At 72.9% G+C, this 23974-nt stretch carries 16 protein-coding genes; 6 read left to right on the top strand and 10 right to left on the bottom strand.

The annotated features are described in order from the left end of the window. Positions 1-119: 119 nt before the first annotated feature. Together ASE15_RS09360 and ASE15_RS09355 are read left to right on the top strand one after the other, a co-directional pair. Positions 120-932 (top strand): ABC transporter ATP-binding protein, encoded by an 813-nt coding sequence (locus ASE15_RS09360; protein ID WP_235534312.1) that lies wholly within the window; start codon positions 120-122, stop codon positions 930-932. Continuing rightward, positions 932-3514, top strand: a complete 2583-nt coding sequence (locus tag ASE15_RS09355) for an ABC transporter permease (protein ID WP_056762977.1) — start codon at positions 932-934, stop codon at positions 3512-3514. Before ASE15_RS09360 ends, ASE15_RS09355 begins: the two co-directional genes overlap by 1 nt. Before the next feature lie 76 nt (positions 3515-3590). Here ASE15_RS09355 and ASE15_RS09350 read toward each other — a convergent pair whose 3' ends face one another. Together ASE15_RS09350 and ASE15_RS09345 are read right to left on the bottom strand one after the other, a co-directional pair. Continuing rightward, a complete protein-coding gene (locus ASE15_RS09350) occupies positions 3591-4943 on the bottom strand; it encodes an MFS transporter (protein ID WP_056762974.1) in 1353 nt (450 codons plus the stop codon). 1 nt (position 4944) lies between these two features. Beyond that, positions 4945-5472 (bottom strand): MarR family winged helix-turn-helix transcriptional regulator, encoded by a 528-nt coding sequence (locus ASE15_RS09345; RefSeq protein WP_056649361.1) that lies wholly within the window; start codon positions 5470-5472, stop codon positions 4945-4947. A 156-nt stretch (positions 5473-5628) separates the two neighbouring features. Here ASE15_RS09345 and ASE15_RS09340 point away from each other — a divergent pair, with 156 nt between their 5' ends. Further along, positions 5629-6774: a glycerol dehydrogenase gene (locus tag ASE15_RS09340; protein ID WP_056649357.1), complete on the top strand. Its 1146-nt coding sequence runs from the start codon at positions 5629-5631 to the stop codon at positions 6772-6774. Between the two features lie 247 nt (positions 6775-7021). Here ASE15_RS09340 and topA read toward each other — a convergent pair whose 3' ends face one another. The 8 genes from topA to ASE15_RS09300 form a co-directional block, all read right to left on the bottom strand. Further along, positions 7022-9826 (bottom strand): type I DNA topoisomerase, encoded by a 2805-nt coding sequence (gene topA / locus ASE15_RS09335; protein ID WP_056762971.1) that lies wholly within the window; start codon positions 9824-9826, stop codon positions 7022-7024. Between the two features lie 216 nt (positions 9827-10042). Then, a complete protein-coding gene (locus ASE15_RS09330; protein WP_082618340.1) occupies positions 10043-11020 on the bottom strand; it encodes a phosphatase PAP2 family protein in 978 nt (325 codons plus the stop codon). Between the two features lie 207 nt (positions 11021-11227). Then, on the bottom strand, positions 11228-12316 hold the full coding sequence (locus ASE15_RS09325) for an ABC transporter ATP-binding protein (protein ID WP_056762968.1): 1089 nt from the start codon (positions 12314-12316) through the stop codon (positions 11228-11230). Further along, the gene (locus ASE15_RS09320) at positions 12313-13596 is read right to left on the bottom strand and encodes an ABC transporter permease (protein ID WP_082608774.1); all 1284 of its coding nucleotides are present in this window, start codon (positions 13594-13596) and stop codon (positions 12313-12315) included. Before ASE15_RS09320 ends, ASE15_RS09325 begins: the two co-directional genes overlap by 4 nt. A 3-nt stretch (positions 13597-13599) precedes the next feature. Continuing rightward, positions 13600-14580: an ABC transporter permease gene (locus ASE15_RS09315; protein ID WP_056649350.1), complete on the bottom strand. Its 981-nt coding sequence runs from the start codon at positions 14578-14580 to the stop codon at positions 13600-13602. Next, on the bottom strand, positions 14577-15656 hold the full coding sequence (locus ASE15_RS09310) for an ABC transporter ATP-binding protein (RefSeq protein WP_056762965.1): 1080 nt from the start codon (positions 15654-15656) through the stop codon (positions 14577-14579). Before ASE15_RS09310 ends, ASE15_RS09315 begins: the two co-directional genes overlap by 4 nt. Before the next feature lie 170 nt (positions 15657-15826). After that, entirely contained in the window at positions 15827-17497 is a 1671-nt protein-coding gene (locus ASE15_RS09305) for an ABC transporter substrate-binding protein (protein WP_056649344.1), read from the bottom strand. Positions 17498-17671: 174 nt separating this feature from the next. Continuing rightward, positions 17672-20398, bottom strand: a complete 2727-nt coding sequence (locus ASE15_RS09300) for a beta-glucosidase (RefSeq protein WP_235534311.1) — start codon at positions 20396-20398, stop codon at positions 17672-17674. Between the two features lie 98 nt (positions 20399-20496). Here ASE15_RS09300 and ASE15_RS09295 point away from each other — a divergent pair, with 98 nt between their 5' ends. The 3 genes from ASE15_RS09295 to ASE15_RS21485 all read left to right on the top strand — a co-directional run bounded on the left by ASE15_RS09295 (position 20497) and on the right by ASE15_RS21485 (position 23936). Then, complete coding sequence (locus ASE15_RS09295) at positions 20497-21177, top strand: TetR/AcrR family transcriptional regulator (RefSeq protein WP_157257524.1); 681 nt, start codon at positions 20497-20499, stop codon at positions 21175-21177. A 71-nt stretch (positions 21178-21248) separates the two neighbouring features. Further along, positions 21249-22106 (top strand): response regulator transcription factor, encoded by an 858-nt coding sequence (locus ASE15_RS09290; protein ID WP_082618339.1) that lies wholly within the window; start codon positions 21249-21251, stop codon positions 22104-22106. A 3-nt stretch (positions 22107-22109) separates the two neighbouring features. Further along, positions 22110-23936: a cell wall metabolism sensor histidine kinase WalK gene (locus ASE15_RS21485; protein ID WP_235534310.1), complete on the top strand. Its 1827-nt coding sequence runs from the start codon at positions 22110-22112 to the stop codon at positions 23934-23936. Positions 23937-23974: the final 38 nt, after the last annotated feature.

Here is a 23974-nt window from a genome sequence, read left to right as displayed (position 1 = left end):
GCCGCTGCCCCCAGGACGGGTTCCGGACGATCGGAGGACCAGACGCGAGAACCGCCGATGTGTCGCACGTCACCCCGGGTCGGGACACGATGGATCCACCCGAGCGAACGGAGACCCCGATGGCGCACCCGACTCCCCCGCAGTCCCCGGCGAGCCCCTCCCCGCGGGGCGCCGTGCCCGGCGCCTCCGGAAGCACCGCCGTGCCGGGGAGCGCCGCCAGTGCCCGCGGCCTGGTCAAGACCTACGGCCAGGGCGAGACGACGGTCCGCGCCCTCGACGGCGTCGACGTCGACTTCCGCGCGGCCGAGCTCACGGCCATCATGGGCCCCTCGGGCTCGGGCAAGTCGACGCTCATGCACTGCATGGCCGGCCTGGACACCCCGACGTCGGGCAGCGTCGTGATCGACGGGACCGAGGTCAGCCGCCTCTCGCAGCGGCGCCTGACGGCGCTGCGGCGGACCCGGATCGGGTTCGTGTTCCAGTCGTACAACCTGGTCCCGACGCTCACCGCCGCGGAGAACATCACGCTCCCGCTCGACATCGCGCGCGCCCCCGTGGATCGCGCGTGGTTCGACGAGGTCGTGGCCGCGGTGGGCCTGGGCGACCGGCTGCACCACCGGCCGTCCGAGCTCTCGGGCGGGCAGCAGCAGCGGGTCGCGTGCGCGCGGGCCCTGGTGTCGCGGCCGTCGGTGGTGTTCGCCGACGAGCCCACGGGCAACCTGGACTCGCGCTCGTCCGCGGAGGTGCTGGGCTTCCTGCGGCGGTCGGTCGACGAGCTGGGGCAGACGGTCGTCATGGTCACGCACGACCCGCGCGCGGCCTCGTACGCGCACCGGGTCCTGTTCCTGACCGACGGGCGGATCACGGCCGACCTCGCGGCCCCGACCCGCCGCGACATCCTCGACGCGCTCGGGCAGGCGGAGGAGGACTGATGCTGCGGGTCGCGCTGCGCGGGGTCCGGGCCCACCTGGTCCGCTTCCTGCTGTCGACGCTCGCCGTGATGCTCGGGGTCGCGTTCGTCGTGGGGACGTTCACGTTCCGCGCGATGCTGTCGTCGACGTTCGACGAGATCATCGCGACGACCCTCGTCGCCGACGTGTACGTGCGCGGCGCCGAGGAGATCGACGCCACGACGAGCGCGGGCAGCTCGTTCGGCACACCGCACGCGCCCGTCCCGGTCGCGCTCGCCGACACGGTCGCGGGGGTCGACGGCGTCGCGCGCGCCGTGCCCGACGCGTCGGGTCCGATCGTCCTGGTCGCGGCCGACGGCACGGCCGTCACGACGTCAGGGCCCCCGAGCATCGGGATCGCGGTAGGACCGGACGAGCCGACCGTGACCCTCGCGAGCGGCACCTGGCCCGTGGGCGGCACGCAGATCGCGCTCGAGGAGAGCGCGGCCTCGGCCGCAGGTCTCACCACGGGCGACGCGACGACCGTGGTCCTCGCAGGCGCCCCGCAGCCCGTCACGGTCACGGGGGTCTTCGCGATCGAGGCCGCCGCGGCGGGCACCATCCTGGTGGGGCTCGACCCCGCGACCGCGCTCGCGACCTACGCGCCCGACGGGACCGTCCCCACGATCTCCGTCTACGCCGCGGGCGACGTGTCCGAGCAGGTGCTCTCCGACCGCGTGGCCGAGGTCCTGCCCGAGGGGGCCGAGTCGCTCACGGGCGAGGCGATGCGCGACGAGGCCCGTAAGGGCGTCGAGCAGATCCTCGGCTTCATCGAGACGTTCCTGCTGGTCTTCGCGGCCATCGCGCTGTTCGTGGGGGCGTTCATCATCGCCAACACGTTCGCGATGTCGGTGCGCGAGCGCCAGCGCGAGTTCGCGCTGCTGCGCGCGCTCGGGGCCTCGCCCGCTCAGGTCTTCGCGTCGATCCTCGCGCAGGCGGTCGCGGTCGGGCTCCTGGGAGCGGCCGCGGGCGTGGTCCTGGGCCGGGTCCTGGTCAGCGGCTTGCGCGCCGCGTTCGGCTCGACCGGCATGGAGCTCTCGGGTCGCGTGCCGCTGAGCGTCACGTCGGTCGTGGTCGCGATCTCGCTGGGGGTCCTGGTGAGCGTGGTCGCGGCCGCGGTCCCGGGCCGCCACGCGGCCCTCACCCCTCCGGTCCAGGCCATGCACGACGACGTCGCACCGGACCGCGGGACCGGCACCCGCGCGGTGGTCGGGCTGGTGCTCACGCTGGTCGGTGCCGGGCTCCTGGTGCTCGCCTCGCGCCTCGGGAGCTCGGCGTCGGCCGACCCGACCGGGTGGGCGCTGGTCGACGACCTCAACCCGCGGGTCCTGCTCGCGGTGGGCGCGAGCGCGGCCCTCGTGGGCGTCCTGGTCCTGTCCCCCGCGATCGCCGGCGCCGTCATCACGGTGCTCGCCGTCCCGGCTGTGGCCGCGATCCGGCCGCTCGGTCGGCTGGCCCGCGGCAACGTCACGCGCAGCCCCCGCCGCACCTCGAACACGGCCGGCGCGCTCCTGATCGGGATGGCCCTCGTGAGCGCGACCGGAGTCATCGCGGCCTCGACGCAGGCCTCGGTCCGGTCGATCGTCGACGAGCAGGTGCGGGCCGACTACGTGGTCCAGGCCGCCGCCGCCACGGGTGCGCTCCCCCCGGGTGTCACCGACGCCATGACCGGGCTCCCCGCCGTCGGGCAGGCGCTCTCGCTGCGGCTCGGGACGCTCGACGTGGACGGCGAGCCCAGCGGCGCCACGGTCGTGCCGCCCGGGTTCTTCACCGAGGCGCTCGACGCCCCCGTGGTCGAGGGAGACCCCGACCGGGCGCTCGCCGACGGCGAGGCGGTGGTCAGCCGGACCGCGGCGCGGGACGACGCGTGGGCGGTCGGCGACACCCTGACCCTGACGAGCGACGACGGCGCCCGTACCCAGGACGTGCGCGTGGGGGCGATCATCGACACCCAGGTCATCTCGTCCGACGTGGTCCTCGCCGACGCGACCTACGCGAGCGTGGGCGCCCCCGAGATCCCGACCTACGCGGTGTACGTGACCGCGGCCCCCGGGACCACGACCGCGGAGCTGCGCGATGCGCTCACCGCGGCCGTCAAGCCTTTCCTCGTGGTCTCGGTCCTGGACCGCGAGGAGCTCGCCAGCGCGGCCGCGGCGCAGGTGGACCAGGTCCTCGTGATCCTCTACGCGCTGCTCGGGCTGTCGATCGTCATCGCGCTGCTGGGCATCGTCAACACGCTCGCGCTGTCGATCATCGAGCGCACGCGCGAGATCGGGCTGCTGCGCGCGGTGGGCCTCGGGCGCCTCCAGCTCGCGGGCATCATCACGATCGAGTCCGTCCTGACCGCGGTCTACGGGACCGTGCTGGGTGTGATCACGGGCATCGCGATCGCCGCGGCGCTGCCCGGGGTGCTCGCCGAGCAGGGGCTCACGAGCCTCGCGGTCCCCTGGGGGCAGGTGCTCGCGGTCCTGGGGCTCGCGGTCGTGATCGGGCTGGTCGCGAGCGTGTGGCCGGGCATCCGGGCCTCGCGCCTGCCGGTGCTGGAGGCCGTCACGGTCGACTGACTCGTCGTGTCGACGCCCTCCGTGCCGGCCTCACCGCACGCGTCGAGCCGTCGGCCGCCGAGGGAGGACGACGCACCTACGTCGTCTCGGCGGGCACCCCCCTCGCCGTCGCCGTCGTCGCGGCCGGGGTCCGGTAGCGACGCAGAGGCGCGTTGCGCCAGGCGACCAGCCCGACGACGGCGCTCGCTGCGAGCCCGCCCGCCACCAGGGCGACGGGGGCCGAGGTCAACGACGCGAGGACCCCGCCGCGGAAGTTGCCCACCTCCGGGCCCGCGACCCCCACGACGTGCTCGACCGACGACACGCGGCCCCGGAACTCGTCGGGCGTCTCGAGCTGGACGAGCGCTCCGCGCGTCACGACCGACACCGTGTCCGCCGCCCCCGCGACCGCGAGGCACGCGAGCGCGAGCCACAGCGGCCCGGCCAGCCCGAAGCCCGCGAGGGCGAGCCCCCACGTCGCCGCCGCGGCGAGCTGCAGCGCGCCCGACCGCGGCGCGCGCGTGACCGCGCCGGACAGCAGTCCCGCGCCGATCCCGCCCACCGCGACCGCCGAGAGGAACAGCCCGAGGGTGCGCGGGTCGCCGTCGAACCGGATCTCGTTGACGAGCGGGAACAAGGAGACGGGCATCGCGAGCACGGTCGCCGCGACGTCCGTCGCGAACGAGCCCCGCAGGGTCGGCCGCTTCCAGACGATCGACCAGCCGCCCGCCGCGGCCCGACGGCGCACGGGTCGTCCGTGGTCCGGCACCGGTCCACCGTCCGGCACCTGCACGGGCCCGGTCACGGGTGCGGGGCCGCCGTCCGAAGCCGGCACCACGGCAGGCGTCGGCACCGGCGGGAGCGGCGGCAGCCGCACCAGCCCGAGCAGGGCGACCACGGCCGCCGCCACCTGCACGCCGTAGGCGGCCGCGAGGTCCCAGCGCGCGACGACGAGGCCGGCGAGCACCGGCCCGACGAGCATCGCGACCTGGAACGCGAGGTTCTGCAGCGCGAGCCCGGCCGCGACCTGGTCGGCGGGCAGGAGGCGCGGCGGCACCGTCCGGCGCGCGGGCGAGCCCAGCGCGTTGCACGCCGCACCGAGGCTCACGAGACCGAGCAGCACCCACACGGACCGGTTGCCCGCGAGCGCCTGCGCGGCGAGGCCCACTGCGGAGATCACCTGGCCGGCCGACGCGAGGCGCATGATCGTGCGGCGGTCGTGCACGTCGGCGAGGTGCCCGCCGACGAGGCCGAGGGCGAGGAGGGGTACAGCGGTCGCGAGGCCGATCGCACCGGTCCACACAGGGCTGTGCGTGAGCTCCCACACCTGGAGCAGCACCGCGACCGTGGCCACCTGGAAGCCGAGGCCACCGACGGCCGAGCCTGCCCACAGGTCGCGATAGGCGGCACTGGTGCGCAGCGGGCGCAGGTCGAGGACGTTGTCCCGCACGTCAGGGCGTCTCGGGTGCGGGCGTGCCGGGCGTCTGCGCCGGGTGTCCCGCGGCGTCGAGCCGCTCGACGAGCCGGGAGCGCAGGGACCTGCTCGCGAGGACGCGTTCGAGGTCGGTGACGACGGCGCTCAGCGCGTACGGCAGCTCGTCGTCGATCTCGGCGATCGACTCCTCGGTCGCGCGCCACTCGGCCTCGAGGAGGGGGACGAGCGCGCGGGCCTTGTCGGTGAGCGCGACGCGGCGTGTGCGGGCGTCCTCGCCGGACTCGGTCTGCACGAGTCCTTCGCTGCGCATCGCGGTCACGGTCTGGCTCATGGCCGAGTGCGTGCGGCCGAGCGACGCGGCGAGCTGGCGGATGGTCAGCGGCCCGGTGTGGGCGAGACGGATGAGCGGGTAGACGAAGCGCGGTCGCACGCCGTCGACCCCGCGGTCGGTGTAGACGGTGCCGATCTCGTCGTCGAGCCGGCGCAGCAGGGTATGGAGGGAGTCCCAGCGTCCGGGGACGGCGGTCGGGTCGATGGATGTCACAGCACTGTTATAACAGCACTCATACAAGCGTGTCGAGCCAGTGCTCCGACAGGCGGTGGACCGCTCCCCGACATAGCGTCGAGGTGCCGGCGGTCCGCAGGAGCAATCCTCCACGTGCGGCCGCGCGGTTCCCTGTCCCCACCCGAGGAGGTCCACATGTCCGAGGTCCCGATCCGCACGCTCATCAGCCCGCTGCGGTACGTGCAGTCGCGCGGCGCGCTGTCGCGGCTCGGCGAGTTCGTCGCTCCGATCGGCACCAAGCCGTTGCTGGTCGCCGACGACGTCGTCTGGGAGATCGTCCAGGACACCGTCGCCGAGTCGTTCCAGGCCGCGAACCTGCCGCGCGAGCGCGAGGGCTTCGGCACGTACGCGACCGCCGCGGAGGTCGACCGGCTGGCCCGGCGCATCCGGGAGACCGGCTCGGACGTGATCGTGGGGATCGGTGGTGGCAGCACGATCGACGCCGTCAAGGCAGCCGGGCACCTCGAAGGGATCCGCTGGGTCTCGGTGCCGACCGTGGCCTCGACCGACGCCCCGTGCTCCGCGCTGTCCGTGATCTACACCGAGGAGGGGGCGTTCGAGGAGTACCGGTTCTTCCCGCACAACCCGGACCTGGTCCTGGTCGACACCCAGCTCGTGGCCAACGCCCCGGTGAAGTTCCTCGTCGCAGGCATCGGCGACGCGCTCGCGACGTGGATCGAGGCCCGTGCCGTGGCCAAGGCCAACGCGACGACCATGGCGGGCGGGCTGCCGCTCATCACCGGGACCGCGCTCGCCGAGCTCTCGTGGAAGATCCTGTGGGAGAACTCGCTCGCCGCGATCGAGGCCGTCAAGGAGCACCTCGTCACGCCCGCGGTCGACGCCGTGGTCGAGGCCAACACCCTGCTCTCGGGGCTCGGGTTCGAGTCGGGCGGCCTCGCGGCGGCCCACGCGATCCACAACGGGCTCACGGCCGCCCCGCAGACCCACGGGCTCACGCACGGGCAGAAGGTCAACATCGGCTCGCTCACCCAGCTCGTGCTGGAAGGAGCCCCGTCGCAGGAGATCCGCGACTTCGTCGAGTTCACGACACGCGTCGGGCTGCCCAACACGCTGACCGAGATCGGGCTCACGACGGCCGACGTGGGCGACCTGCGCCGCGTGGCCGAGGCCGCGACGGCACCGGGCGAGACCATCCACGCGATGCCGTTCGAGGTCCGCGTGCCCGAGCTGGTCGACGCGCTGCGCTCGATCGAGGGTCTGTCGCGCGCGATCCGTGCGGACGCGGGCCTGCCCGAGCCCGTGAGGTACACGGGGCACTGAGGTGATCGGCTGGCCGGCCACCCGCGGCCCTCCGGCCGGCCTCCAGCTGGCGAAGTATCCAACGAGGTAGAACGTGCTGTGCGAGGTAGTGCGCGCCGCGTTCTACCTCGCGCAGCACGTTCTACCTCGGCGGCCCGGCCCGCACGAACGAAGGCCCCGGCCCGCTCCCTCATGGGGGCAGGTCCGGGGCCTTCGTCGTGCGCGGAGCCGGCTCGGCGGCCGGCAGCCGCTCGCTGAGCCGGGACGCCTACTTCTTCTCGGCGGGCGCCTTCTTGGCCGGGGCCTTCTTCGCGGCCGGCTTCTTGGCGGGAGCCTTCTTGGCCGGCGCCTTCTTCTTGGCCGGGCCCGCCGCGCGCTTCTCGGCGAGGAGCTCGATGGCCCGCTCGGGCGTGATGGACTCGGGCGTCACGTCGCGCGGCAGCGTCCGGTTGGTCTCGCCGTCGGTCACGTAGGCGCCGAAGCGGCCGTCCTTGACCACGATCGGCTTGCCCGACGTCGGGTCGTCGCCGAGCTCGCGCAACGGCGGGGTGGCCGTGGCTCCGCGACCGCGCTTGGGCTGCTTGTAGAGCTCGAGCGCCTCCTCGAGCGTGACCGTGAACATGGCCTCCTCCGAGGGGAGGGTGCGCGAGTCCGTGCCCTTCTTGAGGTACGGGCCGTAGCGGCCGTTCTGCGCGGTGATCTCGACGCCCGTCTCCGGGTCCGTGCCCACGACGCGCGGCAGCGACAGCAGCCGGAGCGCGTCCTCGAGCGTCACGGTGTCGAGGCTCATGTCCTTGAGGAGCGACGCCGTGCGCGGCTTGGGCAGCGCGGCCTTGGCCTTCTTGAGCGCGGCCGCGGACAGGCCCTCGTCGAACGTGGGCTCGGGGAGCTGCTCGGTCACGTACGGCCCGTAGCGCCCTGCGCGCGCCACGATCGGGTTCCCGGACTGGGGGTCGGCACCGAGGATCCGGCCGTCGTCGGCGCCCGCGGCGAGAAGCTCGCGCGCCTTCTCGACCGTGAGCTCGTCGGGAGCCAGGTCGTCGGGCACCGAGGCGCGCGGCGGGGTCTGACCATCTGCGACAGGTCCGCTGAGATCTTCCACGTAGGGCCCGTACCGACCGACGCGCAGCTGGATGCCCTCGCCGATCGGGACCGAGTTGATGTCGCGGGCGTCGATCTCACCCAGGTCGTCGACGAGCTGACGCAGCCCCTCGCCCTCCTCGCGCCCCGTGCCGTCCCCGAAGTAGAAGCGGGTCAGCCACGCCACGCGGTCCTTGTCGCCGGCCGCGATCGCGTCGAGGTCGGCCTCCATCTCCGCGGTGAAGTCGTAGTCGATGAGCCACTCGAAGTGCTCCTCGAGCAGGCGGATCACGGCGAACGCGAGCCAGCTGGGCACCAGGGCCTGGCCGCGCGGCAGCACGTAGCCGCGGTCCTGGACCGTGGAGATGGTCGACGCGTACGTGGACGGTCGGCCGATGCCGCGCTCCTCGAGGGCCTTGATGAGGCTCGCCTCGGTGTACCGCGGGGGTGCGGACGTCGAGTGCCCGTCGGCCGTGAGGTCGCGCCCGTCGAGCCGGTCGCCCTCAGCCATCTGCGGCAGGCGCGCGTCCTCGTCGCCCCGGCGGCCGGACTTCGCCGCGGCGCCGTCGGCCGTCTCCCTGGCGTCGTCCGTGCCCTCCTCGTATGCCGCGAGGAAGCCGCGGAAGCTGATGACCGTGCCGGAGGCCGCGAACACGGCCTCCTTGCCGGCGACCTGGGCATCCGTGCCCGCGACGGGCGCGGCCAGTCGCACCGACGCCGTCGAGCCCTTGGCGTCGGCCATCTGCGAGGCGACCGTGCGCTTCCAGATGAGCTCGTACAGCTTGAACTGGTCGCCGCTGATCTCGCGCGCCACCTGCGCCGGGGTGCGGAACGAGTCACCGGCAGGGCGGATGGCCTCGTGGGCCTCCTGGGCCCCCTTGGCCTTCGACGCGTAGGCGCGCGGCGAGCCGGGCACGAACTCGGGGCCGTACAGCTCGGCGGCCTGACGGCGGGCCGCGTCGGTGGCCTCGGCCGACAGCGACGGGGAGTCCGTACGCATGTAGGTGATGTAGCCGTTCTCGTACAGCGCCTGCGCGGTGCGCATGGTCTGCCGCGAGTTGAAGCGGAGCTTGCGGCTCGCCTCCTGCTGGAGCGTCGAGGTCGTGAACGGCGCGGCCGGACGGCGCGTGTAGGGCTTGGTCTCGAGGCTGCGGACCGCGAAGTCTGCGTCCGCGAGCCCGCCGACCACGAGCGAGGCGGCCTGCTCGCCGAGCTGGACCACGCCGTCGCGTGCCGAGGCGGGCTTGAGCTGCCCGCGGTCGTCGAAGTCGCGGCCCGACGCGACGCGCGCGCCGCCGAGCTGCACCAGGCGCGCGTCGAAGTTCTTGTCCGCGTCTGCGGCGTCCTTGTCCGCGAGCGCGAAGGTCCCCGAGACGTCCCAGTACTCGGCCGCGACGAACGCCATGCGCTCGCGCTCGCGCTCGACGACCAGGCGCGTGGCCACGGACTGCACGCGGCCCGCGGACAGCCCCTGACGGACCTTGCGCCACAGGACCGGTGAGACCTCGTAGCCGTACAGGCGGTCGAGGATGCGGCGCGTCTCCTGCGCGTCGACGAGGTGCACGTCGAGGTCGCGCGTGTTCTCCAGCGCGCGCTCGATCGCCTCGCGGGTGATCTCGTGGAACACCATGCGGTGCACGGGCACCTTGGGCTTGAGCTCCTCGAGCAGGTGCCACGCGATGGCCTCGCCCTCGCGGTCCTCGTCGGTCGCGAGGTAGAGCTCGTCGGCGTTCTTGAGCGCCCGCTTGAGCTCCGCGACCTTCTTCTTCTTGTCCGCGTAGACCTCGTAGTACGGCTCGAACCCGTCGTCGACGTTGACCGCGAACTTGCCGAACGGCCCCTTCTTCATGTCGGCGGGCAGCTCGGAGGGCTGCGGGAGGTCGCGGATGTGCCCGACGCTCGACTCCACCTCGAAGTCGTCACCGAGGTAGCCCTGGATCTTGCGTGCCTTCGTGGGGGACTCCACGATGACGAGCTTGCGACCTGAGGACATCCGTTCCTGCTTTCCGTAGCTGCTGATCGAGGCCCACGCCTGGAGCGATCTCCAGGTGAGCCGACGTGCGGGGTGAGCGACGCAGTCCGGCACGTCTCGTGTGCCCGATCCGCTGCGCGGCTCCCACCCGGCAGCCTATGACGTTACGCCACCGGCGCCAGGCGGCACCTTATCGACTGTGGACCACCGTCGGGGCCACGTCCTGTGGACGGGCGCTCAGGGCCAGGCCGGGCGCGACGTCGCCTGCCGGAGCAGGAGGAGCACCGCGAAGGCACCCGCGGTGGCGGACACCACCCCGAACGCTCCCCCGACATAGGCCGTGGTCTCCGCGAGGTCCGTCATGTCCCAGCTCGCCGGGGCGACCTCGCGCAGGCACCAGGCCGCGGCGACGGCCGAGAACGCAGCCCCCACCAGCATGAGCACCGCCACCACGACCGACCCGGGGTAGGAGCTGCTGCGTCCCGGCGGCACGCGGTCGAGCGCGCTCGACGGGGTGAACGCGAGCGCGAGCGCCGTCCAGGCCGTCACGACGAGCACCGCCGCGACGACGTCGCTCGGGCGGTGCCAGTGGCCGATGAGGGTCGAGACCCCCGTCGCCGCCGTGTACGTCGCGCCGAGGATCGCGACCAGGGGCCGCGCCGCCCGGGGGACGACCAGGAGCAGCGCGACCGCGACAGAGGCCGCGACCGTGGTGTGCCCGCTCGGCAGCGTGTTGCCCACGCCCCAGCCGCCGATCAGGTTGGGTCGCTCGAGCAGCACCTTCTTGAGGAGCTGGGTGGAGATGTTGGCGCCGATCACGACGAACGCCACCTGGACGGCCAGTCCCCACCGCCGGCGCAGCAGCGCGATCCCCATGGCCGTACCGAGACCCAGCACCACGAAGCTCACCGAGACCACGTCGAGCACGGGCTCGCCGAGCGCCCAGAGACGCCCGCGACCGTAGTCCGAGCCCCGCAGGGCCGCCTGGTCGAGGTGCTGACCCGCGGCCGACAGGACGAAGTAGCGCCAGACCACGGCATAAGCGACGACCGCCGCGACCGCGACCAGACCTGCCGCAGCCCGCGCCCCGACGTTGGTCGCTCCCGACCGCGGCGCACGGGCGGGGTTCGGCGCGACGGCCCGCGACGGAGCGGGCCGCGGGGGGTACCTCGGGGCGGGGTGGGGCCGGGACGGCGTCGGGTAGGGGGAAGTCACCCGTCAACGGTAGGTCACCGGGTGTGGGGATCTGGCGAAGAGAAGGGGCAGGTCACGGCAGGTCGGGCCCGACGACGAGCGGAGCCGCAGCACGGTCCGCCCAGGACGACCGAGAGCCGGCCGGCACCCGCCGCGGGGTACCGACCGGCTCTGCTCACGGGGACGACTGGGCGCCCCGCGGCCAGGGGATCATCGACCCTGGCGGCTTCAGACCCGCAGCTCGGCGGGCAGCTCGCCCTGCCCCTCGTGCAGCAGGCAGGCGACCGAGCGGCCCGGCTCTCCGACACCGGGCAGCCCCAGCGACGTGGGGCCCAGGGAGGGGTGGACGTCGGCGCACGCGTCCATGGCGTGCGCGCAGCGGGGCCGGAAGGGGCACCCGCTCGGGAGCGCCTGGAGGTCGGGCGGCGACCCAGGGATCCCGACGAGCGGGCGCTTGGGGCCGTGCAGGGGCGGGAAGGAGTTGAGCAGCCCGTGCGTGTAGGGATGGCGCGGGCGCCGGTAGACGTCGCTCGCGGAGGCCTGCTCGACGATCTCGCCCGCGTACATGATCGCGATCCGGTCGGCGACCTCGATGAGCAGCGAGACGTCGTGCGTGATGAACACGACCGAGAAGCCCAGGCGGTCGCGCAGCTCGATGATCTGCTCGACGATCTGGCGCTGCATGACGACGTCGAGCGCCGTCGTGGGCTCGTCCATGATGAGCACCTTGGGCTCGAGCGCGAGCGCCATCGCGATCATGACGCGCTGGCGCATGCCGCCCGAGAGCTGGTGCGGGTACGCCGAGATGCGGTCCTTCGCGATCCCGACCATGGACAGCAGCTCGCCGGCCCGCTCGTTGCGGTCGTAGCGCGACATCCCGGGGCGGTGCGCCGCGATCGCGTCGGTGAGCTGCTTGCCGACCCGGTAGACCGGGTTGAGCGAGTTCATCGCGCCCTGGAACACGATGGCCGTGTCCTGCCAGCGTGAGCGCCGCAGCTCCTTGTCGCTCATGCGCAGGATGTCGACGGGCTCGTCGCCCGTGACCCCCGTGCCTCCGTGGAACAGCACCTCGCCGCCCGTGATGAGGCCGGGAGGGGGAAGGAGGCGGGTCGCGGCGTAGACGAGCGTCGACTTGCCGCAGCCCGACTCGCCCGCGATCCCGAGCACCTCGCCCTCGTGCAGCGTGAGGTCGACGCCGCGCAGGGCGCGCACGGGTTCGGGGCCGTAGCCGTAGGCGACGTGCAGGTCGCGGATCTCGAGCACGGGCTTGCCGGTCCCGGTGGGGGCGCCGGCGGGGGGAAGGGCGGTGACCGTCATCGGACGCTCTCCTTGCGTGTGGTCGTGCCGTCGTTGTCGCGGTCGTCGCGCGCGTCGCGTGCGGCCTCGCGACGCGACCCGGTCGGGCCCTCGGCCCGGTTCTCGCTCGAGCCGCCCGGGTCGCCCGGTCCAGCCGGACCGTCCGGGGTGCCGGGCGCGCCCTTCCCCGTGCCCTTCTCCGTGCCCGACGGCGTCGCACCGGTCGAGGCGGGCGACGCACCCGGGCGCGTGGCGCCGTCGGGCCTGCTGGTGGTCGTGGCGTTCGCTGCCGGCGCCCCCTCGCGGACCACGGCCGTGAAGCCGATGCGCGGCGAGATGCGGCGCTTGCGCAGGGCGCGCGGGCTCGCACCCGTCGAGCGCAGGCGCGGGTTGACGAACTCGTCGATGCCGAAGTTGATGAGGGTCAGCGCCATGCCGAGCATCGCGATGCACAGGCCCGCCGGGACGAACCACCACCACGCGCCGCGCGAGAGGGCCTGCTGCTGCTCGGCCCAGAAGAGGATCGTGCCCCAGTTCCAGTCGGAGATCGACGTCACGCCGATGAAGGCGAGCGTCGTCTGCATCAGGATCGCGAACGTCACGGTGCCCACGAAGCTCGACGCCATGATGGCCGTGAGGTTCGGCAGCGTCTCGAACCACACGATGCGCCACGTCGACTCGCCGTTGGCGCGCGCGGCCTCGACGAAGTCGCGTCGACGCAACGACAGGGTCTGCGCACGCAGGATGCGCGCGCCCCACGCCCAGCTCGTCGCCGCCAGGATGAGCGCGACCGTCAGGCCGCCCGCGTCGGGGAGCTGCCCCGCGACGATGATGATGAGGGGCAGCGCCGGGATGACCAGGAAGATGTTGGACAGCGACGAGAGCAGCTCGTCGCTCACGCCACCCAGGAAGCCTGCGCTCACGCCGACGAGGATCGACAGGAGCGTCGCGCCGATGCCCGCGATGAAGCCGACGATCATGACGCCGCGCGTGCCCACGAGGATCTGGGAGAACACGTCCTGGCCCACGTGCGTGGTGCCGAGCCAGTGCGCGCCGCTCGGCGGCTGGAGGATGTCCGAGGACATCGCGCTCGGGTCGTAGGGCGCGATCCACGGGCCGATCACCGCGAGGATCGCGAAGAAGCCCAGGATCGCGAGCCCCGTGAAGGACTTGCCGTTGCGCAGGAACAGGAGCTTCTGCTTCTTGGGAGAGCCCTTGCGGCGCTGGGGCACCTCGGGGGCGAGAGGCTCTGCCCCGTTGTCGAGCTGGGCGTGGTCCATCTGGACGGGGATGCCGGTCATCGGTCAGCCCTCCTGTCGGGTGCGCGGGTCGAGGACCACGTACGCGAGGTCGGCGAGGATGTTCGCCACGAGGACGGACAGCGTGATCATGAGGAAGATGCCCTGCATGAGGGGGTAGTCGTGCGCGCCGATCGCCTGCAGGAGCGTGAAGCCCACGCCCTGGTAGGAGAAGACCTTCTCCATGACGAGCGTGCCGGACACGATGAAGCCGAGCGACAGCGCGAAGCCCGAGACCTGCGGCAGGATCGCGTTCCGGGCCGCGTAGCCGAACATCACGCGGCGCTCCGACAGGCCCTTGGCCTGGGCGACCGTGACGTAGTCCTCCGAGGTGACCGTGACGGTCATGTTCCGCATGCCGAGGATCCAGCCCGCGACCGAGGACAGCACGATCGTGATCGCCGGCAGCGTGCCGTGCTCGATCACGGAGCTGATGAACTCCCAGTTCCACCCGGGCACCAGTCCCGGCTGGTAGGCGCCCGACGACGGGAAGACCGACCACGTCACCGAGAAGAGCATGATCGCTACCAGGCCCAGCCAGAAGTACGGCACCGACGAGAAGAAGGTCGTGATCGGGAGGAGGCCGTCGGCCCACGAGCCGCGACGCCAGCCGATGACGACGCCCAGGAACGAGCCGAGCAGGAAGCTGATGACCGTCGCGATGCCGACCAGACCGATGGTCCACGGCAGCGCCTGGGCGATGACCTCGCTCACGGTGCTCGGGAAGAGCATGATCGAGAGCCCCAGGTCGCCCGAGAACAGCATCTTCCAGTAGTCGACGTACTGCTCCCAGAGCGAGGCCCCGCTGTCGAGACCGAAGAGGACGTAGAGCGACTCGCGGGCCTCGGAGCTGATGCGGCCCTGGTTCTTGTTGATGAAGGACGACACCGGGTCGCCGTCCATCATGCGCGGGATGAAGAAGTTGATCGTGATGGCCGCCCACGCGGTGATCACGTAGAAGACGATGCGTCGCAGGAAGTACTTCATGCCGACACCCCCACTCGTGCGGAGCCGAGCGCGGGGATCAGGTCCCGCTCGGCAGGTTCGACGTCGGACGCTTCCACGTAGCCCCAGCAGGCGACCTTGCGGCCGTCGCCCACGTCCACGAGGTCCGGGACCTTGCTCCGGCACAGGTCCGTCGCGAACGGGCAGCGCGGGCTGAAGCGGCAGCCCTCGGGCGGGCGGACCATCGACGGGGGCTCGCCGTTCGCGCCCGTGCGGTCCTGCGCGGCGAGGTTCTCCGGGTCCGGGGCCGAGCGCACCAGGAGCTGGGTGTAGGGGTGGGCGGGCTCCTGCGTCACGAGCTCGCTCTCGCCGTGCTCGACGATGCGGCCCGCGTACATGACCCGGGTCTCGTCGGCGAAGTACCGGGCCGAGGCGATGTCGTGCGTGATGTAGAGGATCGCGATGCCGAGGCGGTCGCGCAGGTCCTTGAGCAGGTTGAGGATGCCGATGCGGATCGACACGTCGAGCATCGAGATGGGCTCGTCGGCGAGCAGGACCTCGGGGTCCGCGGCCAGGGCGCGGGCGATCGCGACACGCTGGCGCTGGCCGCCCGAGAGCTCGTGCGGGTACTTGTCGACGTACCGCTCGGGCTGGAGCTGCACCCTGTTGAGCAGCGCCGCCAGGGCGTCCTCGAGGGCCTGCCCGCGCAGCCGGGGCTGGTGGATCCGCAGCGAGCGCGTGAGCGTGTAGCGGATCGTGTGGACCGGGTTGAGCGACCCGAACGGGTCCTGGAAGATCATCTGCACGCGTCGGCAGTACCGGCGGAAGGCCCGGCCGCGGTGCGCGGTCACGGGCTCGCCGTGCAGCAGGATCTCGCCCGACGTCTGCGTGTACAGGCGGGCCAGGAGGCGGGCGATGGTCGACTTGCCGGACCCGGACTCCCCGACGAGCGCGACGACCTGGCCGCTGCGCAGCGAGACGTCCACGCCGTCGACTGCGTGCACCACGGCGTTCGAGCGCAGGCCCCGGACGGGGAAGTGCTTGGTGAGCCCGCGGGCCTCGAGGACGGGCGCGTCGGGCGGGGGCGCGGCCGGGGCGGTGTGCGTGTCGGAACTCATGGTGAACCTGACTGCTGGGGGGAACGGGGTGGAGTCAGCGCTGACCAGCTGCTCGTGAGGGGGCGGGGCCGCCGCCGGGCCGTGGTCGGGCCTGGCGGGAGGCCGAGGAACGAGGCCGGATGGTGGGTCCGGCGACGGCCCCGCCCCCTCACTCACGAGCAGCCACGCGATCAGGAAGCCGGCTTCAGCTTCGTGAGGATGAGCGACGCGTTGGCCGTCGTCGGCTGCGGGTTCGCGTACGGGTCCTCGTCCGAGGGCCAGCCCACGAAGTTCTTGGTCGAGTACTGGGCCGCGGCCGGGCGTCCGAGGAGCGCGATGGTCGGGACCTCGTCGACGAAGACCTGCTGGACGGTCTCGAGCGCGGCCGTGCGGGCTGCCTCGTCCGTGGCGTTGGCGTACGTGGCCAGGGCTGCGGTCGCCTCGTCGTTCTTGAAGCGGCCGAAGTTCCAGTTGGCACGCTCACCGAGCGGCATGTACTGGGCGCCGTCCATCTGGTTGGAGTACGTGTCCCAGGGGGTCGCGCCGCCGTCGGTCCAGTGCATCGAGGCCTGGAAGTCGCCCTCGGCGATCGCGGTGAACCAGGCGTCGGCGTTCTGGCCCTCGACCGTGGCCGTGATGCCCAGGGGCTTGACGGCGTCGGCGACCATCTGGAGCTCGGTCAGGTAGTCCGACCAGCCCGTGGGGTTGGTCAGGGTGAACGTCACGGCGTTGCCCTCGGGGTCCTTGAGCGTCGTGCCGTCGAGGGTGTAGCCCGCGTCGGCGAGGACCTTCTTGGCGCCCGCCTCGTCGACCGTGTACTCCTTGCCCTGGAAGGGCGCGGTGATGAAGTCCGTGCCCGCGGGCTCGGGGAGCCCGGTCACGTTGGTCAGGGGCGGGAAGACGCCCGAGGACGCGAGCTCGGAGATCTGCTTGCGGTCGAGCACGAGCTGCACGGCCTTGCGGACGGCGACGTCGTCGAACGGCGCGGTCTCGGTGTTGAGGAACAGCGCGTCGACGCCCAGGCCCGTGGGGGCCCACTGGTTGTTCACGTCGGGGTTGGCGTCGATGTAGACCTTCTCGTAGTCGGGGATGAAGGTCCATCCCCACTGCGCCTCGCCCGAGACCAGGGCGTTGGTGAGCGCGTTGTTGTCGTTGTAGGAGCTGTAGCGCAGCTCCTTGACGCCGAGCTCGCCGCCCCAGTAGTCGTCACGGGCCGTGAGGGTCGCGGCCTGCGCGGTCCAGGACTTGAGGGTGTACGGCCCCGTGCCGACAGGCTCCTCGTTGGTCCAGGTCGTGGGGTCCTCGACGTCCTTCCAGACGTGCTCGGGCACCACGAAGAGCTGGAGGATCTGGCCCTGCTTGACGAACTGGCCCGAGGTGAACGAGACCGTCACCTTGTTGCCGTCGACCGCGATGTCGCCGAACGGCAGCGCGAACGTGTTGAGGCCCTCGTTGTCCTTGCGGATCTGGAACGAGTAGGCGATGTCCTCGGCCGTGAAGTCCTCGCCGTCCGACCACTTGACGCCGTCACGGGCCGTGAGGGTCAGCTGGGTGTAGTCGGCGTTCCACTCCCACTCGCTCGCGAGCCAGGGAACGGGGTCCTCGGACGGACGCACCGTGTTGACCTGGGCCAGCGGCTCGTAGATCGCGAACGCGTAGCCCAGCGACATCGCCGAGGACGTGTTGGCGAAGGGGTTGGAGTTGTCGGTCTGGGGACCGTTGGGCATCCCGATGGTCAGGACGCTCGAGCCTCCTGCCGACGAGGAGCTTCCCTCTCCGCTGCCGCCGCCGCTGCATGCGGTGGCGATGAGGGCGAGCGATGTGAGTCCGACGATCGCCGTGCTGATCCTGCGCTTGTTCATGAGTGCCTCCTTGCACTGAAAATCTGAACGAACCGTACGTGCGGTCCGCGGTGAACCTGACATCTGCTGGGTGGGGCTGGGTCGTGCGCGGTGCTGCGGGGCCGAGCGGGTCGAGCGGGTGGTTCGGTGGTGCTGTCGGGGAGCTGCGGCGGGGGAACGCCGCCGCTCCCCGGGTCAGGCGGGCAGAGGAGCCCGGAGCCGGAGGTCGCGGATCGACCGCCCGGCTCGCAGGACGTGCCCGCCGGCAGCGGTGACCCACTGCTGCGAAGGGACGTCCCAGATCTGGAGGGCGCGCGCGGGGATGCGCACGCGCGCCGTGGTGAGCTCGCCCGGGGCGGCGTCGACGACGGCGAAGCCGCCGAGCCAGCGCACGGGGCGACGAGGAGCATCGGGTGTGCCGGACGACACGTCGGGCTCGACGTAGACCTGGACGACCTCGCGGCTCGCGCGCTCGCCCGTGTTGCGGACGACCACGTCGAGCTGCACGTCGGCGGTCGGGGCACCGTCAGTCCTGGCGGGGTGCTCGACGACCGTCGCGCCCACGTACTCCCACGTGGACCAGCCGAGGCCGTGCCCGAACGGGGCCGCGGGCGTGGCGCCCGTGCGCTCCCAGGCGCGGTAGCCGACGTCGAGCCCCTCGGTGTACTCGACGACCCCGTCCTGCGGGATCGCGTGCGGTACCGGGACGTCCTCGAAGCGTGCGGGCAGGGTCCAGGGCAGCCGGCCCGAGGGCTCGGTCACGCCGAGCAGCGCGTCCGCGAGTCCCGAACCGGCCTCCTGGCCGCCGAGCCACGCCCACAGGATGGCCGGGGCGTCGTCGAACCAGGGCAGCAGGACCGGGGCGCCCGCGTTGACGACCACGACCGTGCGGGGGTTGGCCGCCAGGACGAGCTCGGCCAGCCGGTTCTGGTTGCCCGGGAGATCGAGGTCGGGGCGGTCGTAACCCTCGGACTCGACCTCCTCGGTCGTGCCGACGACGAGGACCACGACGTCGGCCTCGGTCGCCGCGGCGACGGCCTCGTCGAGCATCTCCTGGGCGCTCGCGCCGGGGAGCCGGTGGACCAGCTCGCCCCGGACGAACGACGCGTACCCGACGGCGTGGACCACCTGGAGGGTCGCGTCGAGCCGCGCGGTGCGCGGCTCGGTGACCTCGACGTCCACGGTGCGGGCGACCGGGTGGTTGTGCCCCGAGCTCAGGACGACGTCCTCGTTGACGACGACGTCGCCCGTCGAGACGAGCCGGCCGTCGACCGTCACCGTGTGGACGCCGACCGTTCCGATGCCGAGCTCGTGCGTGCCGGGCTCCTCGAGGTCCACGTCCGCGCGGACCCGCACGGCCACGGCGTCGGCCCGGACGTCCTGGAGCCATCCGTCCCACGTCGCGGCCGTGCGGGAGTCGAGGACCTCGCCGCGCGCGTCGAGGAGCTCGACACGGGCACCGGGCGCGCCCGTGACCGGGTCGCTGCACCGGCCCGCCACGTCCAGGGCGGGCGGGTTGGAGCGTGAGCGGGCGCCGTCGTGGACCAGGATGCGGGTGCCCTCGGGCAGCCCTGCGCGGAGCTCCTCCTCGGGCGTGGTCACGCGGTCGGGGACCACGAACGACGAGCCGCCGCCCTGGAGGAACGGGGTCGTCGCGGCGGGGCCGAGGAGCGCGACCGTCAGGGGACGGCCGGCGGGAGCGAGGACCGCTGGGTCGAGGGGCACGAGCCCGGAGGACGCGCAGCGGGCGCCGTCCGTCCCGTCCGCGCCCTCGGCGGAGAGGGCCCCGTCCGCCTCGTTCTTGAGCACGACGATCGAACGTGCGACGAGCTCACGGAGGAACGCGGCCGACGCCTCCTGGCCCGTGAGCCCGTCGCGGGCCGACGACGCGGAGGAGGGTGCGTCGTCGGGCTGGAACCCGGTCACCTGCGCGGTGCCGGGAGCGTGAGGTGCCCCGAGGTCGAGCGCGCCGACCCGGTGGGCCAGGCGCAGGAGGCGCACGACCTTGTCGTCGAGCTCGCTCTCGGCGACCTCTCCCGAGCGGACAGCGGCGAGCAGGCCGTCGCCCCAGGGGCCGTCGGGGCCCGGCATCTGCAGGTCGAGGCCTCCCTCGACCGCGCCGCGGATCGTCTTGGTGGCGACCCAGTCGCTCACGACGACGCCGTCGAAGCCCCACTCGTCCTTGAGGACACCGGTGAGGAGCGGGCGGTGCTCGAGCACGGGGGCCGCGGTCTCGCCGTCGTCGACGCCCGAGTAGGCACCCATGACGCTCCAGGCCTGGGCCTCGTGCACGACGCGCTCGAAAGGCGGGAGGTAGACCTCGCGCAGCGTGCGCTCGTCGAGGCGCGCGAGGTAGCGCGTGCGCTCGGTCTCGGAGTCGTTCGCGACGTAGTGCTTGACGCTCATGCCGACGCCGTGTGCCTGCGAGGAGCGCACGAGCTCGACCGCGATCTCGGCGGTCAGGTGCGGGTCCTCGGAGTAGCACTCGAAGTGGCGGCCGCCCACGGGCGTGCGCTGGAGGTTGATCTGCGGGGCGAGAACCACGTCGACGCCGTGGCGGCGCGCCTCGGACGCGAACAGGGCGCCTGCGCGGGCCGCCAGGTCACGGTCCCAGGTCGCGGAGAGCGCGCTGGGGGCGGGGAACATCGCGGAGGTCTGCGCGGTCACCGCGGAGCCGTCGGCCAGGGTGGACTCGCCTCCCGTGCCGCGGACGCCCACGGGGCCGTCGGACATCGCGACGGCCCGCAGGCCGATGCGCTCGATCGGGGTCGTGGTCCACATGCCTGCGCCGACGAGGAGGGAGACCTTCTCCTCGACCGTGAGGTCTGCGGCGAGGCGCGCGAGGCGTTCCTCGGTCCCGTCGACGTCGGCGACGACGTCGGGGGTGACGTCGGTCGTGACGTCGTGGGTCTTCAGTGACACCAGGTGCTCCGTTCGGACGGCGTTGTCTGCTGGCCGATATACAACCACACTTACTGACTAGTCAGTAAGTCAACGAAGATCACAGTATGGTTGCGGTCATGACAGAGGCCACCACACCGGCGCGCACGCGCCGACCGCGCAAGGGCACCGCCGCCCGGCGCGAAGAGATCCTGCGCGCAGCCATGCGCGTCTTCGGGTCCAAGGGGTACCACCAGGGCTCGCTCGCCGAGGTCGCCGAGCAGGTCGGGATCACCCACGCCGGGGTGCTCCACCACTTCGGCTCCAAGAACCAGCTCCTCATCGAGGTCCTCGAGTTCCGAGACGTCGTCGACGTCGAGCACCTCGAGGGCAAGCACATCCCCGGCGGGCTCGACCTGTTCCGCCACCTCGTCACGACGGCCCGCATGAACGCCGAACGCCCCGGCATCGTGCAGGCCTACACCGTCCTGACGGGCGAGTCCGTGACCGACCAGCACCCCGCCCGCGACTGGGCCGCGCGCCGTTTCGCGGGCCTGCGCGGGGACATCACGAGCGCGCTCGACACCGTGATCGCCGAACGCCGCGAGGCCGGGCTCCTGACGCCCGAGGACGACGTCGAGCTCGACCCCGTCGCCCTCGACCGCGCCGCGAGCACGATCATCGCCGTCATGGACGGCCTCCAGACCCAGTGGCTGCTGGACCCCGAGGCAGTCGACCTCGCGGGCGCCACGGCCTTCGCGATCGAGGCGATCCTGTCCTCGACGCTCGCCGCCTCACACAGGGAGCGGCCGCTCGACTGAGGGCTCCCGCTCACAGTCGATTCATAGGAACACCACAGGCGTCGCCGAGACACCACGCGCACCATGGACGCATGACCACGACGCCCGCGCCCACGGAACCCCTCGTCTCGCCTCGCGCCCCCGAGCGCCTGACCCGGGCCGACGGCTCGCCCGTGCGCGTCCTCGTGGTCGACGACGAGCCCAACCTCGCCGAGCTCCTCACCTCGGCGCTGCGCTACGAGGGGTGGGACGTCTCGACCGCGCTCGACGGGCAGGCCGCGATCCGCACGGCCCGCGAGGTCGGCCCCGACGTGATCGTGCTCGACGTCATGCTCCCCGACCTCGACGGGCTCTCGGTGCTGCGCCGCATCCGCGCGACCTCGCCCGACGTCCCGGTCCTGTTCCTCACGGCCCGCGACACGGTCGAGGACCGCGTCGCGGGGCTCACCGCGGGCGGCGACGACTACGTGACCAAGCCCTTCAGCCTCGAGGAGGTCGTGGCCCGCCTGCGCGGCCTCATGCGCCGCGGCGGGGCGACGGCCGCCCGCGAGGACTCGACCGTCGTCGTGGGCGACCTGGTCCTCGACGAGGACTCGCACGAGGTGTTCCGCGGCGGCGACCCCATCCACCTGTCGGCGACCGAGTTCGAGCTCCTGCGCTACCTCATGCGCAACGCGCGCCGCGTCATGTCCAAGCCGCAGATCCTCGACCGCGTGTGGAACTACGACTTCCGCGGGCAGGCCAACATCGTCGAGCTCTACATCTCCTACCTGCGCCGCAAGATCGACAAGGGCCGCGAGCCCATGATCCACACGCTGCGCGGGGTCGGGTACGTCATCAAGCCGGCTGAGGGCAGCACGGGCACAGCGGGCAGCGGCGGCTCTGGGGGCACAGCGGGCGGCGCGGGCGCCCCTGCGAGCACAGCGCCCGACGGCGCCGCGAAGGCCTGACGCGTGACCTCACCCCGGGCGTCGCGCACCGCCCGACCACGCACCCTGCGCCGACAGCTCGTCGTGGTCCTCGTGGCGATCCTGCTCGTCCTGGGCGTCGCGCTCGCCGCGAGCTCGACGCTCGCGCTGCGCCAGAGCCTGGTCGACCGGCTCGACCAGGAGCTGGTCCAGGCGAGCCAGCGCGCCGAGCGCGGCCCGTTCGACCGGTTCGGCGCCGATGCGCCTCCCCCCGACGGCGCGGCCGGCACGACCGGCACCACCGGCACGGACGACGGCTCGACGGGGAGCGGGACGACCGGCTCTCCCGAGGGGTCTGACGGCTCGACGAGCGGTTCGACCGTCCCCGCCGACCCGGGTGCGACGTCGGGCGCCCCGGCCGAGGACCCGGGCGCCGGGACGCTGCCGGGCGAGGCTCCGTCGTCGGGCACGGGGAACCAGAGCCCCCTGCCCCCCGGGCAGGGAGCCGGGACCATCAACGTCGTCTACGAGAACGAGGCGGTGCGTTTCGCGGGGTACATCGACGCGTCGGGCACCCTCCAGCAGCTCACGGACGAACAGGTCGCCGACCTCGCGACCGTGCCCGCCGACGACCGTCCCCACACGGTCGAGGTGAGCGACCTCGGCTCGTTCCGCGCCGTCGCGACCACGACCCAGCGGGGCGAGCCCAGCATCACCGCGATGAGCACCGCCGGGGTGACCGAGACCCTCGAGGGCTACCTGCTCGTCGAGGCCGGGCTCGTGGCCGCAGGGATCGTGCTCGCGTCGGTGCTCGGGACGTGGCTCGTCCGCCGCTCGCTGCGGCCCCTCGACTCGCTCGCCGACGCGGCCGTGCACGTGTCCGAGCTGCCCCTCGACCGCGGTGAGGTCGAGGAGATCCCGCGCGTCGACGAGCAGTTCACCGACGAGCGGACCGAGGTCGGGCAGGTCGGCGCGGCGCTCAACCGGATGCTCGACCACGTCGAGGCCTCCCTGACCGCGCGGCACGAGTCCGAGACCCAGGTCCGGCAGTTCGTCGCCGACGCGAGCCACGAGCTGCGCACGCCGCTCGCCTCCATCCGCGGGTACTCCGAGCTCGTCCGCCGCTCCCCCGACCAGGTCCCGCCCGACACGCTGCGCGCGCTCGACCGCATCGAGTCCGAGGCCGTGCGCATGGGCGACCTGGTCGAGGACCTGCTGCTCCTCGCACGGCTCGACGCGGGCCGCCCGCTCGACCGAGAGCCCGTCGACCTCGCGGCCCTCGCGATCGATGCCGTGGCCGACGCGCACGCCGCGAGCCGCGACCACGTGTGGGAGCTCGACCTGCCGCTCGCGGGGGGCGAGGGGCCGGTGATCGAAGGCGACCAGGACTCCGCCGAGGGCGACCGCCCCCGCGCCGAGGGCGACACGCTGACGCTCGACGGCGACGGGATCCTCGCCGAGGGCGACGCCCTCTGGGCCGACGGCGACGACACGTTCGACGTCCCCGACGTGACGGTCGTGGGCGACGAGCCGCGCCTGCGGCAGGTCTTCACCAACCTGCTCGGCAACGCCCGCGTCCACACGCCGCCCGGCACGCGCGTCGTCGTGGGCATCCGGCCCGACGGCGAGGACCACGTGGTCCTGACCGTGACCGACGACGGCCCCGGCATCCCGCCGACGCTGCTGCCGTCGCTGTTCCAGCGGTTCAGCCGCGGCGACTCGGCACGCAACCGGGTCGGCGGCTCGACCGGGCTGGGTCTCGCGATCGCCCAGGCCGTGGTCCAGGCGCACGGCGGCGAGATCACGGTGCGCGGCGCGGGCCCGGCTCCGTCGTCGGGCACGACGTTCGAGGTCCGCCTGCCACGCGGCTGACCTTCCTCGGCGAACATGCGGTTGGCGTCCGCCGAACA

Origin of the sequence: Oerskovia sp. Root22 (genome assembly GCF_001429135.1) — a bacterium.
Lineage (GTDB): Bacteria > Actinomycetota > Actinomycetes > Actinomycetales > Cellulomonadaceae > Oerskovia > Oerskovia enterophila.
Note: the sequence above shows the minus strand (reverse complement) of the source record. Positions and strands in the feature narration are given on the sequence as shown.

Excerpts from the sequence above, each read along its gene's own strand:
- ASE15_RS09360 (WP_235534312.1), top strand. The coding sequence starts at position 120 with ATGGCGCACCCGACTCCCCCGCAGTCCCCGGCGAGCCCCTCCCCGCGG.
- ASE15_RS09355 (WP_056762977.1), top strand. The coding sequence starts at position 932 with ATGCTGCGGGTCGCGCTGCGCGGGGTCCGGGCCCACCTGGTCCGCTTC.
- ASE15_RS09340 (WP_056649357.1), top strand. The coding sequence starts at position 5,629 with ATGTCCGAGGTCCCGATCCGCACGCTCATCAGCCCGCTGCGGTACGTG.
- topA (WP_056762971.1), bottom strand. The coding sequence starts at position 9,826 with ATGTCCTCAGGTCGCAAGCTCGTCATCGTGGAGTCCCCCACGAAGGCA.
- ASE15_RS09325 (WP_056762968.1), bottom strand. The coding sequence starts at position 12,316 with ATGACGGTCACCGCCCTTCCCCCCGCCGGCGCCCCCACCGGGACCGGC.
- ASE15_RS09320 (WP_082608774.1), bottom strand. The coding sequence starts at position 13,596 with ATGACCGGCATCCCCGTCCAGATGGACCACGCCCAGCTCGACAACGGG.
- ASE15_RS09315 (WP_056649350.1), bottom strand. The coding sequence starts at position 14,580 with ATGAAGTACTTCCTGCGACGCATCGTCTTCTACGTGATCACCGCGTGG.
- ASE15_RS09310 (WP_056762965.1), bottom strand. The coding sequence starts at position 15,656 with ATGAGTTCCGACACGCACACCGCCCCGGCCGCGCCCCCGCCCGACGCG.
- ASE15_RS09305 (WP_056649344.1), bottom strand. The coding sequence starts at position 17,497 with ATGAACAAGCGCAGGATCAGCACGGCGATCGTCGGACTCACATCGCTC.
- ASE15_RS09295 (WP_157257524.1), top strand. The coding sequence starts at position 20,497 with ATGACAGAGGCCACCACACCGGCGCGCACGCGCCGACCGCGCAAGGGC.
- ASE15_RS09290 (WP_082618339.1), top strand. The coding sequence starts at position 21,249 with ATGACCACGACGCCCGCGCCCACGGAACCCCTCGTCTCGCCTCGCGCC.